Source organism: Brevundimonas sp. UBA7507 (genome assembly GCF_002478355.1).
In the GTDB taxonomy this organism is placed as follows: Bacteria; Pseudomonadota; Alphaproteobacteria; order Caulobacterales; family Caulobacteraceae; genus Brevundimonas; species Brevundimonas diminuta_D.
Window position 1 is genome coordinate 16,505 of the sequence record NZ_DLNP01000013.1, and the last position, 12,474, is coordinate 28,978.

Annotated in this window: 10 protein-coding genes; 7 read left to right on the plus strand and 3 right to left on the minus strand. The window is 67.5% G+C overall.

The window, feature by feature from the left end:
- The first annotated feature begins 27 nt into the window (after nucleotides 1-27).
- From B3D50_RS07470 to B3D50_RS07480, 3 genes are read left to right on the plus strand one after another with little or no spacing between them, the layout of a single operon-like run.
- Entirely contained in the window at nucleotides 28-1,842 is a 1,815-nt protein-coding gene (locus B3D50_RS07470) for a PPC domain-containing protein (RefSeq protein ID WP_286950497.1), read from the plus strand.
- Between the two features lie 35 nt (nucleotides 1,843-1,877).
- The gene (fni, locus tag B3D50_RS07475; RefSeq protein WP_286951124.1) at nucleotides 1,878-2,891 is read left to right on the plus strand and encodes a type 2 isopentenyl-diphosphate Delta-isomerase; all 1,014 of its coding nucleotides are present in this window, start codon (nucleotides 1,878-1,880) and stop codon (nucleotides 2,889-2,891) included.
- 49 nt (nucleotides 2,892-2,940) lie between these two features.
- Entirely contained in the window at nucleotides 2,941-3,702 is a 762-nt protein-coding gene (locus B3D50_RS07480; RefSeq protein ID WP_286950499.1) for a peptidase, read from the plus strand.
- A gap of 34 nt (nucleotides 3,703-3,736) precedes the next feature.
- On the opposite strand, the gene B3D50_RS07485 is transcribed toward B3D50_RS07480, so the two are convergent.
- From B3D50_RS07485 to hutU, 3 genes are all read right to left on the minus strand, one after another.
- Nucleotides 3,737-4,219, minus strand: coding sequence for a hypothetical protein (locus B3D50_RS07485; RefSeq protein ID WP_286950501.1), 483 nt, complete (start codon nucleotides 4,217-4,219; stop codon nucleotides 3,737-3,739).
- 72 nt (nucleotides 4,220-4,291) lie between these two features.
- Nucleotides 4,292-5,824 carry a histidine ammonia-lyase gene (gene hutH / locus B3D50_RS07490; RefSeq protein ID WP_286950503.1) on the minus strand — a complete coding sequence of 511 codons (1,533 nt, stop codon included), beginning with the start codon at nucleotides 5,822-5,824 and terminating at the stop codon, nucleotides 4,292-4,294.
- A 4-nt stretch (nucleotides 5,825-5,828) separates the two neighbouring features.
- Complete coding sequence (gene hutU / locus B3D50_RS07495; RefSeq protein WP_286950504.1) at nucleotides 5,829-7,493, minus strand: urocanate hydratase; 1,665 nt, start codon at nucleotides 7,491-7,493, stop codon at nucleotides 5,829-5,831.
- Nucleotides 7,494-7,582: 89 nt separating this feature from the next.
- On the opposite strand from hutU, the gene B3D50_RS07500 reads away from it, so the two are divergent.
- The 4 genes from B3D50_RS07500 (at nucleotide 7,583) to B3D50_RS07515 (ending at nucleotide 12,459) form a co-directional block, all read left to right on the plus strand.
- A complete protein-coding gene (locus B3D50_RS07500) occupies nucleotides 7,583-8,284 on the plus strand; it encodes a UTRA domain-containing protein (RefSeq protein ID WP_286950506.1) in 702 nt (233 codons plus the stop codon).
- 5 nt (nucleotides 8,285-8,289) lie between these two features.
- Nucleotides 8,290-9,180, plus strand: coding sequence for an agmatinase family protein (locus tag B3D50_RS07505; RefSeq protein WP_286950508.1), 891 nt, complete (start codon nucleotides 8,290-8,292; stop codon nucleotides 9,178-9,180).
- Nucleotides 9,181-9,619: 439 nt separating this feature from the next.
- On the plus strand, nucleotides 9,620-10,837 hold the full coding sequence (gene hutI, locus B3D50_RS07510) for an imidazolonepropionase (protein WP_409516076.1): 1,218 nt from the start codon (nucleotides 9,620-9,622) through the stop codon (nucleotides 10,835-10,837).
- A 35-nt stretch (nucleotides 10,838-10,872) separates the two neighbouring features.
- A complete protein-coding gene (locus tag B3D50_RS07515) occupies nucleotides 10,873-12,459 on the plus strand; it encodes a phytoene desaturase family protein (RefSeq protein WP_286950509.1) in 1,587 nt (528 codons plus the stop codon).
- Nucleotides 12,460-12,474: the final 15 nt, after the last annotated feature.

Below are 12,474 nucleotides of genomic sequence, written 5' to 3' on the forward strand. Positions count from 1 at the left end.
TATGATGACGCCAGCAAAGAGGTTTTTATGCGTTATTCCCTGCTCGCGGCGGTCAGTGCTGTCGCTCTTCTGTCCACCGGCGCCGCCTGGGCCCAATCGGCGGCTGACGCCCGGCTGGGGGATGACATCCGCGGTCGGCTGGAAGATGGCGACGCCCGCACGCGTGGAAGCGACGGCTATCGCTATGACGACTACCGTGTGAACCTGCGCGCCGGTCAGCGGCTGGAGGCCCAGATGACGTCGGACGATTTCGACGCCTATCTGGAAGTCTATGCTGAAGGTTCCCTGCGGCAGTCGCTGGCCAGCGACGACGACAGCGCGGGCGACCTGAACGCGCGCCTTCGGTTCACCGCGCCCGAGGCCGGGGTCTATATCGTGCGGGCCCGCACCTTCTCAGGCATTGAGACCGGCGATTATCAGTTGTCGCTGAAGGAGCGCGCCGCGCCGCGGATGCCGCGGCCGGGCCGCATCGCTGTCGGTCGCGACGAGACGGGCAGCCTGGGGGCCAACAGCGCCGAGGATGACGACGGCAAGCGTTACGACGCCTACGCCTTCCGCGCCTCGGCGGGCGAACGGGTGAAGATCGACCTGGAGTCCGACGACTTCGACAGCTTCCTGCGCGTCGGCCGCATCGTGAACGGCGCCTTCGTCCAGATGGCCGAGAACGACGACGGCGGCTCCAGCCTCAATGCGCGCCTCGTATTCACGGCGCCGCAGGCGGGCGAGTATCTGATCCGCGTCACCTCCTATAACGGCTCGGCCGAGGGCGATTACCGCCTGTCGATGGAGCAGGGGCCGCCCGCGCCCACCGCCGCGCCGGTGACGATCGGCGAAGAGACGCGGGGCCGCTTGAATTCAGACAGCGCGACCAGCGATTCCGGCGCTCCGGCCGACCTGTACCGCTTCAGCGGTCGCGCCGGTCAGCGTGTGGCCATCACCATGAAGGCCGACGGATTCGACACCTACCTCGAACTGTTCGACGCCAACCACAACAGCCTGGCGACTGACGACGACAGCGCCGGCGACCTGAACGCCCGGCTGACCCACACCCTGGCCGAGGACGGCGATTACCTGATCGAGGCGCGCGCCTTCTCCAGCGGCGAGGGCCCCTATACGCTGAACATTGAGGAAATCGCGCCGCCGCCGCCGCCTTCGGCCATCGCATTCGGCCAGACGGTCGAGGGCGAACTGACCAACAGCGACGCCACCGACGATGACGGACGCCGGTACGACGCCTTCGTCTTCAGCGGAACCGAGGGGCAGCGCATTCAGGCCGTGATGCGGTCCGGCGACTTCGACGCCTATCTGCAGCTGGGCGAAAACGGCGAGGAGTTCAGCGAGATCGCCAGCGACGACGACGGTCTGGGCCAGGGCACGGACGCGCGTCTGATCTTCACCCTGCCGGAAACGGGCGAATATGTGCTGCGCGCACGCTCATGGTCGCGCGACGCCAAGGGTCTTTATGCGCTGGAGCTGCAGGATCTGGGAGGCGAACCTTCGCCGGGCAGCCTGCTGATCGGCTCGACCGTTCGCGCGCGTCTGACCGAGCGCGCCAGCATCACCGACGAAGGAATCTATTACGACGCCTACCACTTCAAGGCCAAGGCGGACGAGAAGCTGCGCTTCACCCTGATCGCCAGCAGCTTCGACGCCGTGGTCGAGGTCGGCGAGGAGAAGGACGGCGACTACTTCAAGCTGGAAGAGGACGACGACGGCCTGTCCGACACCCATGCCCGCCTGAACTGGACGGCTCCGCGTGACGGTTCCTATGTGCTGCGCGCCCGCAGCTTCGGCTCCAACTCGACAGGCGACTATGTCCTGATCACGGAGCGGCAGCCCTGAGCGAACCTGACGACGCCGCCGCCTCGGCCCTGATCCTGGGTCGGAAAGACCAGCACCTTGACGTGGTGCTGGCCGGCGGCGGGCGTCACGCCCTGTCAGCGGGGTTCGATGACTGGCGCTTCGTGCACGAGGCTCTGCCGGACCTGGATCATGCGCGCATCGATCTGGGCGTCGACTTTCTGGGGCGACGGTTAAAGGCGCCGTTTCTGATCAGCGCCATGACCGGCGGCCCCGCGCGCGCCGAGGCGATCAACGCCCGCCTGGCCGAGGCGGCCCAGCATCTGGGCATCGCCCTGGCCGTCGGCTCGCAGCGGGCGGCGCTGGAAGGCGGTGCGGCGGGCGGTCTGGACTTCTCGCTGCGTCTCAAGGCGCCGGACACGCCGATCCTGGCCAATATCGGCGCGGCCCAGCTCACGCGTGGTTTCGGCCGGGACGAGGCGCGCCGGGCGCTGGACATGATCGGCGCTGACGCCCTGGTCGTTCACCTGAATCCGCTTCAGGAGGCCTGCCAGCCGGAAGGCGACCGCGACTGGTGGGGCGTGGGCGCGGCGCTTCAGGCCCTGATCCGCGATCTGGACGCGCCGGTCATCGTCAAGGAGACGGGCGCGGGCATCTCCGCCGTCACCGCCCAGCGTCTGATCGCCATGGGCGCGGCGGGCGTGGATGTGGCGGGGGCCGGCGGCGCCAACTGGGGCCTGATCGAAGGCGAGCGGGCGACCGATCCGGCGGACAAGGCGCACGCCCTGGCCTTCGCCGACTGGGGCGTGCCGACTGCGCGCGCCCTGGCCGAAACGCGCAACGCCGTGCCGGACGCCCTGCTGATCGGATCGGGCGGCGTGCGCGACGGGGTGGACGCGGCCAAGGCGATTCGCCTGGGCGCCGACATCGTCGGCATGGCTTCGGGCGTGATCCAGGCGGCGACCGTCTCGACCGAGGCGGTCATCGAACAGTTTCAGCTCGCCGTTAGGCAGCTGAGAACCGTGTGTTTTTGCGTAAACGCTTCAAATTTAGCGGCGTTGAAACGAGTGCCGTTGCTTCCTGTCAAATAAGCTGGGCATTTCGCCCCTGCGTTTTTGCGTCGCACCCAAGGAGATTCCCATGCGCGCCCTGTTGATGACGTCGGTCCTCGCGTCTTCCCTGATCTTGGCCGGCGCCGCCGCGGCTCAGAGCTCCATCCGGCCTGGGCAGACCGTGACCGGCAACTTCAGCAGCAAGGACGCCCGCATGGACGACGGGTCCCACTACCGCTGCTATGTGGTGCAGACCCAGGCGGGCCAAGCCTATACGGTGACCATGCAGTCGTCGGACTTCGACACCTTCCTGATGGCGGGCGCCGGCACGGATTGCGACGAGACCTCGGTGACGAACGACGACGGCCCGGACATGGGCACGGATTCGCAACTGCGCTTCATCTCCAACGGCGGAAACTGGATCATTCGCGCAAACACCCTGAGCGAGGGTCAGACCGGCGCTTTCCGTCTCACCGTCTCGGAGGGGGAGCGCCTGCGCCCGACCACTCAGATCGTGCCGATTTCTGTCGGTGAAAGCCGTCAGGGCCGTCTGGAGTTCAGCGATCGTCAGGCCGACGACGGCTCCTTCTACGACTGCTACGCGCTGAACGTCAGCCGCGGGGGCAATGTTTCGGTGCGCATGGATTCGGCGCAGTTCGACGCCTACCTCTCGCTGCATGAAGGGCCGCAGTGCGACGGCGACAGCCTGGCCTCCGACGATGACAGCGGCGGCGGCACCAGCGCCATGGTCACACAGGATCTGCGTCCCGGCTCCTATTCCTTCCGCGCTAACAGCCTCAGCTCGGCGCAGGAAGGCGACTACACCGTCTCTGTCACGATGATGCGCTGACAAGGAAAAGGCCCCGGCGAAACCGGGGCCTTTTTCAATAGAAGACGCTGTCTGATGTAGCGCGCGTTTCCGATGGCGGGTCATTGAGCGCCGACTGACGCGCCTCGCGTTCGGCGGCGTAGTCGGGCTGAGGCGTATCGAAGCCGAAGCCGTAGTCGTCTCGTTCCAGTTGTGGCGCGGGCTGAGGCGGCGAGGGGCGGACGATAGTCGGCGACGCTTCCTGTTCGGGCAGCGGCGGCAGGTCGGGGGTCAACTCCAGCCAGGCGTTTTCGACATAGGGTTCGTCCTCGCCGGGCAGGGCGGCGAGCCGTTCGGGATCGTGCTCGTATCCGTCCCGCAACTCCCCAACAGCCATGATGGAGCCGACCGGCAGATCGGGTTCGACGGGCGGCACCACGTCGATGGCGACGGCCGGACCGGACGCCCGCCCGCCATGCGCCGCCGAGGTCGAGTTCCAGGCGGCCCAGCCCGCCGCGCCCAGTCCGGTCAGGACAAGGGCGGCGGATGCCAGTATCACGGCGCTTTTTTTCATGGTCGGCGGCGTCCTGAGTTCGCTCTGGATACGAAAGCGCTCAACCGCCGTCCGGTTTCAAGCCGAAGGCAGAAGATCGCCCGCGAAGGCGCGGTAACGACCCGCGCGCACGCCTTCCGTCGCACGGGCGATATCAGGCGCGAAATATCGGTCTTCGGTATAGGCTGCACAGGCCTCGCGCACGATGGCGTAGGTTTGTTCCAGTTCCGGGGACGAGGTCAGCGGACGGCGGAACTCGATGCCCTGGGCGGCGGCCAGAAGCTCGATGCCCACCACGGTCGCCGTATTGGCGGCCATGTCCAGCAGGCGGCGCGCGCCGTGGGTGGCCATGGAGACGTGGTCTTCCTGGTTGGCGCTGGTCGGCACGGTGTCGATGACGCAGGGATGGGCGACCATGCGGTTCTCAGCCACCAGGGCCGCCGCCGTCACCTGGGCGATCATGAAGCCCGAGTTCACGCCGCTGTCCTTGACCAGGAAGGCGGGCAGGTCGGTCATCTTGGGGTCGACCAGGATGGAGGTGCGACGCTCGGAGATATTGCCGATCTCGCACAGGACCATGGCGATCTGATCGGCTGCATAAGCAACGGGTTCCGCGTGGAAGTTTCCGCCCGAGATGACGTCGCCGTCCTCGATGAAGACCAGCGGATTGTCGGTTACGGCGTTGGCTTCGCGCTCCAGCATGGCGGCGGCGTTGCGCAGCACGTCCAGCGTCGCGCCCATGACCTGCGGCTGGCAGCGCAGGGAGTAGGGATCCTGCACCTTGGCGCAGTCGTGACGATGGCTTTCGCGGATGGCGCTGCCGCTCAGCAGCTCACGCAGGCGGCGGGCGACGTCGATCTGACCCGGCTGGCCGCGCAAGGCGTGGATGCGGTGGTCGAACGGGGCGTCCGAGCCCAGCAGGGCGTCGACCGACAGACCGCCTGCAGCGATGGCGGCGGCGAAGACATCCTCGGCGGCGAACAGGCCGGTCAGGGCCAGCGCCGTCGAGCACTGGGTGCCGTTCAGCAGGGCCAGGCCTTCCTTGGGGCCGAGCACGACCGGCTTCAGCCCGGCCTTGGCCAGCGCCGAAACGGCGTCCAGCGCCTGGCCTTGATAGCGGGCCTCGCCGACGCCGATCAGGACGCACGACATATGGGCCAGCGGCGCCAGATCGCCTGAGGCGCCGACCGAACCCTTGGACGGGATCAGCGGCAGGACGCCCGCATTGACCATGCCGATCAGCGTTTCCAGCGTGTGACGACGCACGCCCGAAGCGCCCTTCGACAGGCTGGCGATCTTCAGCACCATCAGCAGGCGGGTGACGTTTTCGTCCAGTGGCGCGCCGACGCCGCAGGCGTGGCTGAGCACCAGGTTCTTCTGAAGGGTTTCAAGATCTTGCGCTGCAATGCTGGTGTTGGCCAGCAGGCCGAAGCCGGTATTGATGCCATAGACCGTGCGGCCTTCGTCCAGGATCGCGGCGACGGTCGCCGCGCCCTTCTCGACATTGGCCCAGGCGGCGTCGGTCAGGCTGACGGCGACGGGGCCGCTCAGGGTGGCGCGAAGCTGGGCGAGGGTGAGCGGCGCGGCGCCGATTTCAATCGTGATGGTCATAGGCTTACAGGTCCAGCGAGGGCAGGTTCAGGCCATGTTCGCGCGCGGCGTCCCTGGCGATGTCATATCCGGCGTCGGCGTGGCGCATGACGCCGGTGGCCGGGTCGTTCCACAGAACGCGCTCCAGACGTCTGGCGGCTTCTTCCGTGCCGTCGGCGACGATGACGACGCCCGAGTGCTGGCTATAACCCATGCCGACCCCGCCGCCGTGGTGCAGCGACACCCACGACGCGCCCGAGGCCGTGTTCAGCAGGGCGTTCAGCAGGGGCCAGTCGGACACGGCGTCCGAGCCGTCCATCATGGCCTCGGTCTCGCGGTTCGGGCTGGCGACGGAGCCACTGTCCAAGTGGTCGCGGCCGATGACGATGGGCGCGCTCAGCTCGCCCGATTTCACCATCTCGTTGAACATCAGGCCCGCGCGATGACGGTCGCCAAGGCCGATCCAGCAGATGCGCGCCGGCAGGCCCTGGAAGGCGATGCGCTCGCCCGCCATGTCCAGCCAGCGGTGCAGGCCCGCGTTGTCGGGGAACAGCTTCTTCATCGCCTCATCCGTCTTGCGGATGTCCTCGGGATCACCCGACAGGGCGGCCCAGCGGAACGGGCCGATGCCGCGACAGAACAGCGGGCGGATATAGGCAGGGACGAAGCCGGGGAAGTCGAAGGCATTCTCGACGCCCTCATCGAAGGCGACCTGACGGATGTTGTTGCCGTAGTCGGTCGTGGGGACGCCCATCTTCTGGAAGTCCAGCATGGCCCTGACGTGTGTGGCCATCGACGCGCGCGCAGCGGCTTCGACGGCGGCCGGGTCGCTGACGCGCTTTTCCTCCCACTCGGCGACGGTCCAGCCCGAGGGCAGGTAGCCGTTGACTGGGTCGTGGGCGCTGGTCTGATCGGTCACCAGATCGGGACGGACGCCGCGCTTGACCATTTCAGGCAAAAGATCAGCCGCATTGCCCAACAGACCGATCGACAAGGGTTTCTTGTCCTTGAACGACTGCTCCAACAGGGCCAGGGCCTCGTCCAGCGTCTCGGCCATGACGTCGACGTAGCGGGTGCGCAGGCGGAATTCGATGCGGCTCCGCTGGCATTCGATGGTGATGCACGAGGCGCCGGCCATGGTCGCGGCCAGAGGCTGGGCGCCGCCCATGCCGCCCAGGCCCGCCGTCAGAATCCACTTGCCCGCCCAGTCGCCGCCATAATGCTGGCGACCGGCTTCCATGAAGGTCTCATAGGTGCCCTGAACGATGCCCTGGGTGCCGATGTAGATCCACGAACCGGCGGTCATCTGGCCATACATGGCCAGGCCCTTCTTATCGAGCTCGTTGAAATGGTCCCAAGTCGCCCATTTGGGCACCAGGTTGGAGTTGGCGATCAGTACGCGCGGCGCGTCGACATGGGTGCGGAACACGCCGACCGGCTTGCCCGACTGGACCATCAGGGTCTCGTCGGCTTCCAGCTTCTTGAGTTGGTCGACGATGACGTCGAAAGCCTGCCAGTTGCGGGCCGCCTTGCCGATGCCGCCATAGACGACCAGATCCTCGGGACGCTCGGCCACCTCGGGGTCGAGGTTGTTCATCAGCATCCGCATGGCGGCTTCGGCCGCCCAGGTCTTGGCGGTCTTTTCCGGCCCACGCGGGCTACGAATGATACGGGTATTGGGCGTGGCCATCGAATCCTCCATGCGGCGTCAGCCGCCGTCGTGTGTTGGTCGTACTGTTATGTCTAGACAATATTGCGTGCAAGAGGCATTTTCGTTTCATGGATCAGGAGCCGCTTCATCGTCGCATCGCGGGCGACATCGAACGCCGCATCGCCTCGGGCGAGTGGCGGCCGGGGTTCCGCATCCCGACCGAGGCGGAACTGACGGCGGAATACGGCTGCGCCCGCATGACGGTGTCGCGCGCCATGTCCGACCTGGCGGCGCGCGGGCTGGTGGTGCGACGCCGCCGCGCGGGGACAGTAGTGGCCCACCCGCCGCTGCATTCCTCGGCTCTGGTGTCCATTCCTGACATTCAGGGCGAGATCGAGAGCCGGGGCCTGGCCTATTCTCATCGCCTGCTGGGCCGAATCGTCCGCCCGGCGAGCGGGGAGGAGGACGGGCTGGGCGAGCGGGTGATCGAGCTGCAGACCCTGCATCTGGCCGATGGCCTGCCGTTCGTCTTCGAGCGCCGTCTGATCTCTCTGTCCGCTGCGCCCGAGGCGGAATCCGCCGACTTCACGATGCAGCCGCCAGGCGGCTGGCTGCTGGCCCACATGCCCTGGACCGAGGCCGAGCATCGCATCTCGGCCGTCGGCGCCGATCGCGAGACGGCGGCGGGGCTGGGTCTGGCCGACGGCGCGCCCTGCCTGCGGCTGGAGCGCCGCACCTGGCGCGACGGCCAGGGTGTGACCTGGGCCTCACAGATTTTCCCCGGTGCGGCCTATGATCTGGTCGCGCGCTTCTCTCCGACCAAAGGATGACACCCATGAGCCAACCGTCTGAAGCCCTGGGGTGGCGTTCTGTCGGCGATCTGGTGGGGCGTCATCCCGACGCCCGCGTCGCCCTGATCGGCGCGCCGTTGAACGAGCGGTCGTTGACGCCGGGCCGTTGTGACCTGGGGCCGAAGGTGCTGCGTGGGGTTCTGCCGCGTCTGTCGACCTATGACGTCGAGACGGGTCTGGAGTTAGATATCAAGGTCCATGACGTTGGCGATGTGGCGCTGAAGGCCGTCTCGCCGTTCGACGCCTTCGAGCCCGTGCGCGACGCCGTGGCGGCGCAGGCCCATCGCGACCTGACCATGCTGGTCGGCGGCAACAACGCCATCACCCGGCCGGGCGTTCACGCTCTGGGGCTTGAGCGTGTCGGCGTCCTGACGCTGGACGCCCATTTCGACCTGCGCGACACGGACCAGGGCCTGACCAACGGCAACCCGATCCAGGCGCTGCTGGATGACGGCATGGACGGCCGCCGGATCAGTCAGGTCGGCCTCGCCCCCTTCGCCAACACCCGCCGGGCGCATGAAAAGGCCGAGGCGGCCGGCATCAGCGTCCGCACCGCCCGCGAGTGCCGCCAGCGCGGCCTGGCCAACGTCGTGGTTGAGGAACTGGAGCGCCTGTCGTCCCTGTGCGAGGTCATCTACGTCGATTTCGACATCGACGTGATCGACCGCAGCCAGTGGCCCGCCAGCCCCGGCGCGCGGCCGGGCGGGGTGTCGGTGCACGACTTCTTCGATGCCGCCCGCGCCATCGGCGCGCACGCCAAGGTCCGCGCCGTCGACCTGACCGAATACGACCCGTCGCTGGAAGTCGGCGACCTCGGCTCCCTGACGGCGGGCCGCTGGTTCTGTGAAATCCTGGCTGGAGCAGCTGCACGATGACAGGACGTTGGGCGGCGACCTTTGTTTTCCTGTTGGGATGTTTAGGCGCTGCGCCCGCTTGGTCCTGCTCGTACTTTGCAACGACCTATGCCGAGGATCTGGACTTTCAGCAGGGCTTGTGGAGGGACGCAGACGCCGTCTTCCTAGCAAGAGCCAAACCTATAGCGGAAGCTCGGAGCCAACTCCGTCCTGTGATTTCCATTCATGGAATTACTCCGCCTAGGAAAAGCGTGGCCACTGTCAGTACCAATTGTGGTGAGACGCCTGCGGAGGGTGTTGTGATCGCTTTTGCTCGCCGCATTAGAGTTAGCGACATGCCTTTGGAGCCTTGGCGTTGGGGGCGTTGGTATGTGATCAGCCATTTGACCTCGGCCGAGGTCGTTGATCCACAGATGGTAGAAGCTTTGAGGCAGGCCGCTGGAAGGCTGGAAACTGACGAATGACACTGACTTACGACCGTCTCATCACCGACTGCCACGTCGCCGCCATGACCGAAGGCGGCGAGCCCTATGGCGCGATCGAGGACGCCGCCATCCTGATCAAGGACGGGCGCATCGCCTGGGTCGGGCCGCGCGCGGGCCTGCCTGTGCACAAGGCTGTGGAAACCGACCGTCTGGGCGGGCGCTGGGTCACGCCGGGGCTGGTGGACTGCCACACCCATTTGGTCTTCGGCGGCGACCGCTCGGGCGAGTTCGAGCAGCGGCTGGAAGGCGCGACCTATGAAGAGATCGCGCGCGCCGGAGGCGGCATCGTTTCGTCCGTGCGCGCCACGCGCGAGGAGAGCGAGGATCAGCTCTACGCCTCGGCCCTGGCGCGGCTGGAGGGGCTGAAGGCCACCGGCGTCACCACGGTCGAGATCAAGTCCGGCTATGGCCTGGACCACGACAGCGAGCTGAAGATGCTGCGCGTCGCCCGCCGCATCGGGCGCGAGGCCGGGGTGCGGGTCCGCACCTCTTATCTGGGCCTGCACGCCGTCCCGCCGGAGCATAAGGCCGACCGCGCCGTCTATGTGGACAAGGCTGTGGACGAAATTCTGCCCGCCGCCCACGCCGAGGGGCTGGTCGACGCCGTGGACGCCTATTGCGAGCCCATCGCCTTCTCGGTCGAGGAGGTCAGCCGCCTGTTCGACAAGGCTGAGGAATTGGGCTTGCCGGTCAAGCTGCACGCCGACCAGTTGTCGGATGGCGGCGGGGCGGCGCTGGCCGCGCGCTATCAGGCGCTGTCGGCCGACCATATCGAGCACACGACCGAGGCGGGCGTGAAGGCGATGGCAGAGGCGGGCGTGGTGGCGGTGCTGCTGCCCGGCGCCTTCCTGATGCTGCGCGAGACGCAGGCGCCGCCGATCGCCCTGCTGCGCCAGCACGGCGCGCGGATGGCGGTGGCGACGGACTGCAATCCCGGCACCTCGCCGGTCGCCTCGATGACGGCGGCGATCAACCTGGCCTGCGTCCAGTTCCGCCTGACGCCGGAAGAGGCGCTAGCGGGCGCCACGCGCAACGCGGCCCGTGCGCTGGGCCTGCAGGACGAGATCGGCACGCTTGAGGCGGGCAAGGCCGCCGACCTAGCCGTCTGGGACATCAGTCGTCCGGCGGAGCTGGCCTATTGGCTGGGCAAGCCGCTGCTGAATCGTCGCTATCTGGCGGGACGCGCAGCCTAGGACTAGCGTTGCTCCCTCAAGCGGGAGGGAGCGCCATGGCGCAGACGGAAACGGACGTCGTCATCCTGGGCGGCGGGCACAACGGACTGGTCTGCGCCTTCTATCTCGCGCGGGCCGGCCTGAAGGTCACGGTGCTGGAGCGGCGCGGCGTCGTCGGCGGGGCGGCGGTGACCGAGGAATTCCATCCCGGTTTTCGCAACTCGACCGCCAGTTACACCGTCAGCCTGCTGAACCCGCGCGTCATCGCCGACATGGAGCTGCCCCGCCATGGCTTGCGAGTGGTGGAGCGCCGGGCGGCCAACTTCCTGCCCTTTGACGACGGGCGTTACCTGCTGACCGGTGAGGGGCGGACTCAGGCCGAGGTCGCCAAGTTCTCGGTGCGCGATTCTGAGCGTCTGCCCGATTATGAGGCGCGGCTGGAGACGGTCGCCGCCATCCTGCGCGACCTGATCCTGACCACGCCGCCGAACGTGGTCGAGGGTGGTTGGCTGGCCGCCATGCCGGAGATTCTGAAGGCCGCGTCTCTGGGGCGGCGGGTTTCGGGGCTAGGGTTGGCGGCGCAACGCGATCTGCTGGACCTGTTCGCCAAGTCGGCGGGCGACTGGCTGGACGGCTGGTTTGAGAGTGATCCGATCAAGGCCCTGTTCGGTTTCGACAGCGTCGTAGGCAACTACGCCAGCCCCTATACGCCCGGTTCGGCCTATGTCCTGCTGCACCATGTCTTCGGCGAGGTAAACGGCAAGAAGGGCGCCTGGGGCCATGCCATCGGCGGCATGGGCGCCATCACGCAGGCCATGGCCGCCGCCTGCGCCGAGCAGGGCGTCGACATTCGGCTGGATACGCCCGTCGCCGAGGTGCTGACGGAAAAGCGCAGGGCGGTCGGCGCCGTGACCGAGGCGGGCGATGTGGTCCGCGCCCGCGCCGTGGTGTCCAACCTGCACCCGCGTCTGCTGTTCGACCGACTAGTCGATCCCGCGGTGGTCCCGGCGGACTTCACCGAGCGGATGAGCCGCTACGTCTCCGGCTCTGGCACCTTCCGCATGAATGTGGCCCTGTCCGAACTGCCGCGCTTCACCGCCTTGCCGGACGCAGGCGATCATTTGACGGCGGGCATCATCATCGCGCCGACGCTGGCCTATATGGACCGCGCCCACGCCGAGGCGCGGCTGAACGGCTGGTCGTCAAAGCCGATCGTCGAGGTGCTGATCCCCTCGACCCTGGACGACAGCCTGGCTCCGGCGGGCCAGCACGTCGCCAGCCTGTTCTGCCAACACGTTTCACCGGATCTGGCGGACGCGCATCGCGATACCGTGGCCGACCTGATGATCGAAACGGTCGATGCTCATGCGCCGGGATTCAAGGCCTCCGTGGTCGGGCGGCTGGCGCTGGGACCGCGCGACTTGGAGCGACGCTTCGGCCTGATCGGCGGCGACATCTTCCATGGGCGGCTGACGCTGGATCAGTTGTTCAGCGCGCGGCCGGTGCTGGGCCACGCCGATCACCGGATGCCGGCGCCTGGGCTCTATCTGTGCGGATCGGGCGCTCATCCGGGGGGCGGAGTGACGGGCGCGCCAGGACACAATGCGGCGCAGGCGGTGCTGAAGGATTTGGGCAGGCGCTGAGGCCTGTCGCGTCCA

Coding starts and splice junctions, on each gene's coding strand:
- B3D50_RS07480 (WP_286950499.1), top strand. CDS start 2,941: ATGCGCGCCCTGTTGATGACGTCGGTCCTCGCGTCTTCCCTGATCTTG.
- hutU (WP_286950504.1), bottom strand. CDS start 7,493: ATGGCCACGCCCAATACCCGTATCATTCGTAGCCCGCGTGGGCCGGAA.
- hutH (WP_286950503.1), bottom strand. CDS start 5,824: ATGACCATCACGATTGAAATCGGCGCCGCGCCGCTCACCCTCGCCCAG.
- B3D50_RS07470 (WP_286950497.1), top strand. CDS start 28: ATGCGTTATTCCCTGCTCGCGGCGGTCAGTGCTGTCGCTCTTCTGTCC.
- B3D50_RS07505 (WP_286950508.1), top strand. CDS start 8,290: ATGAGCCAACCGTCTGAAGCCCTGGGGTGGCGTTCTGTCGGCGATCTG.
- hutI (WP_409516076.1), top strand. CDS start 9,620: ATGACACTGACTTACGACCGTCTCATCACCGACTGCCACGTCGCCGCC.
- B3D50_RS07500 (WP_286950506.1), top strand. CDS start 7,583: ATGGATCAGGAGCCGCTTCATCGTCGCATCGCGGGCGACATCGAACGC.
- B3D50_RS07515 (WP_286950509.1), top strand. CDS start 10,873: ATGGCGCAGACGGAAACGGACGTCGTCATCCTGGGCGGCGGGCACAAC.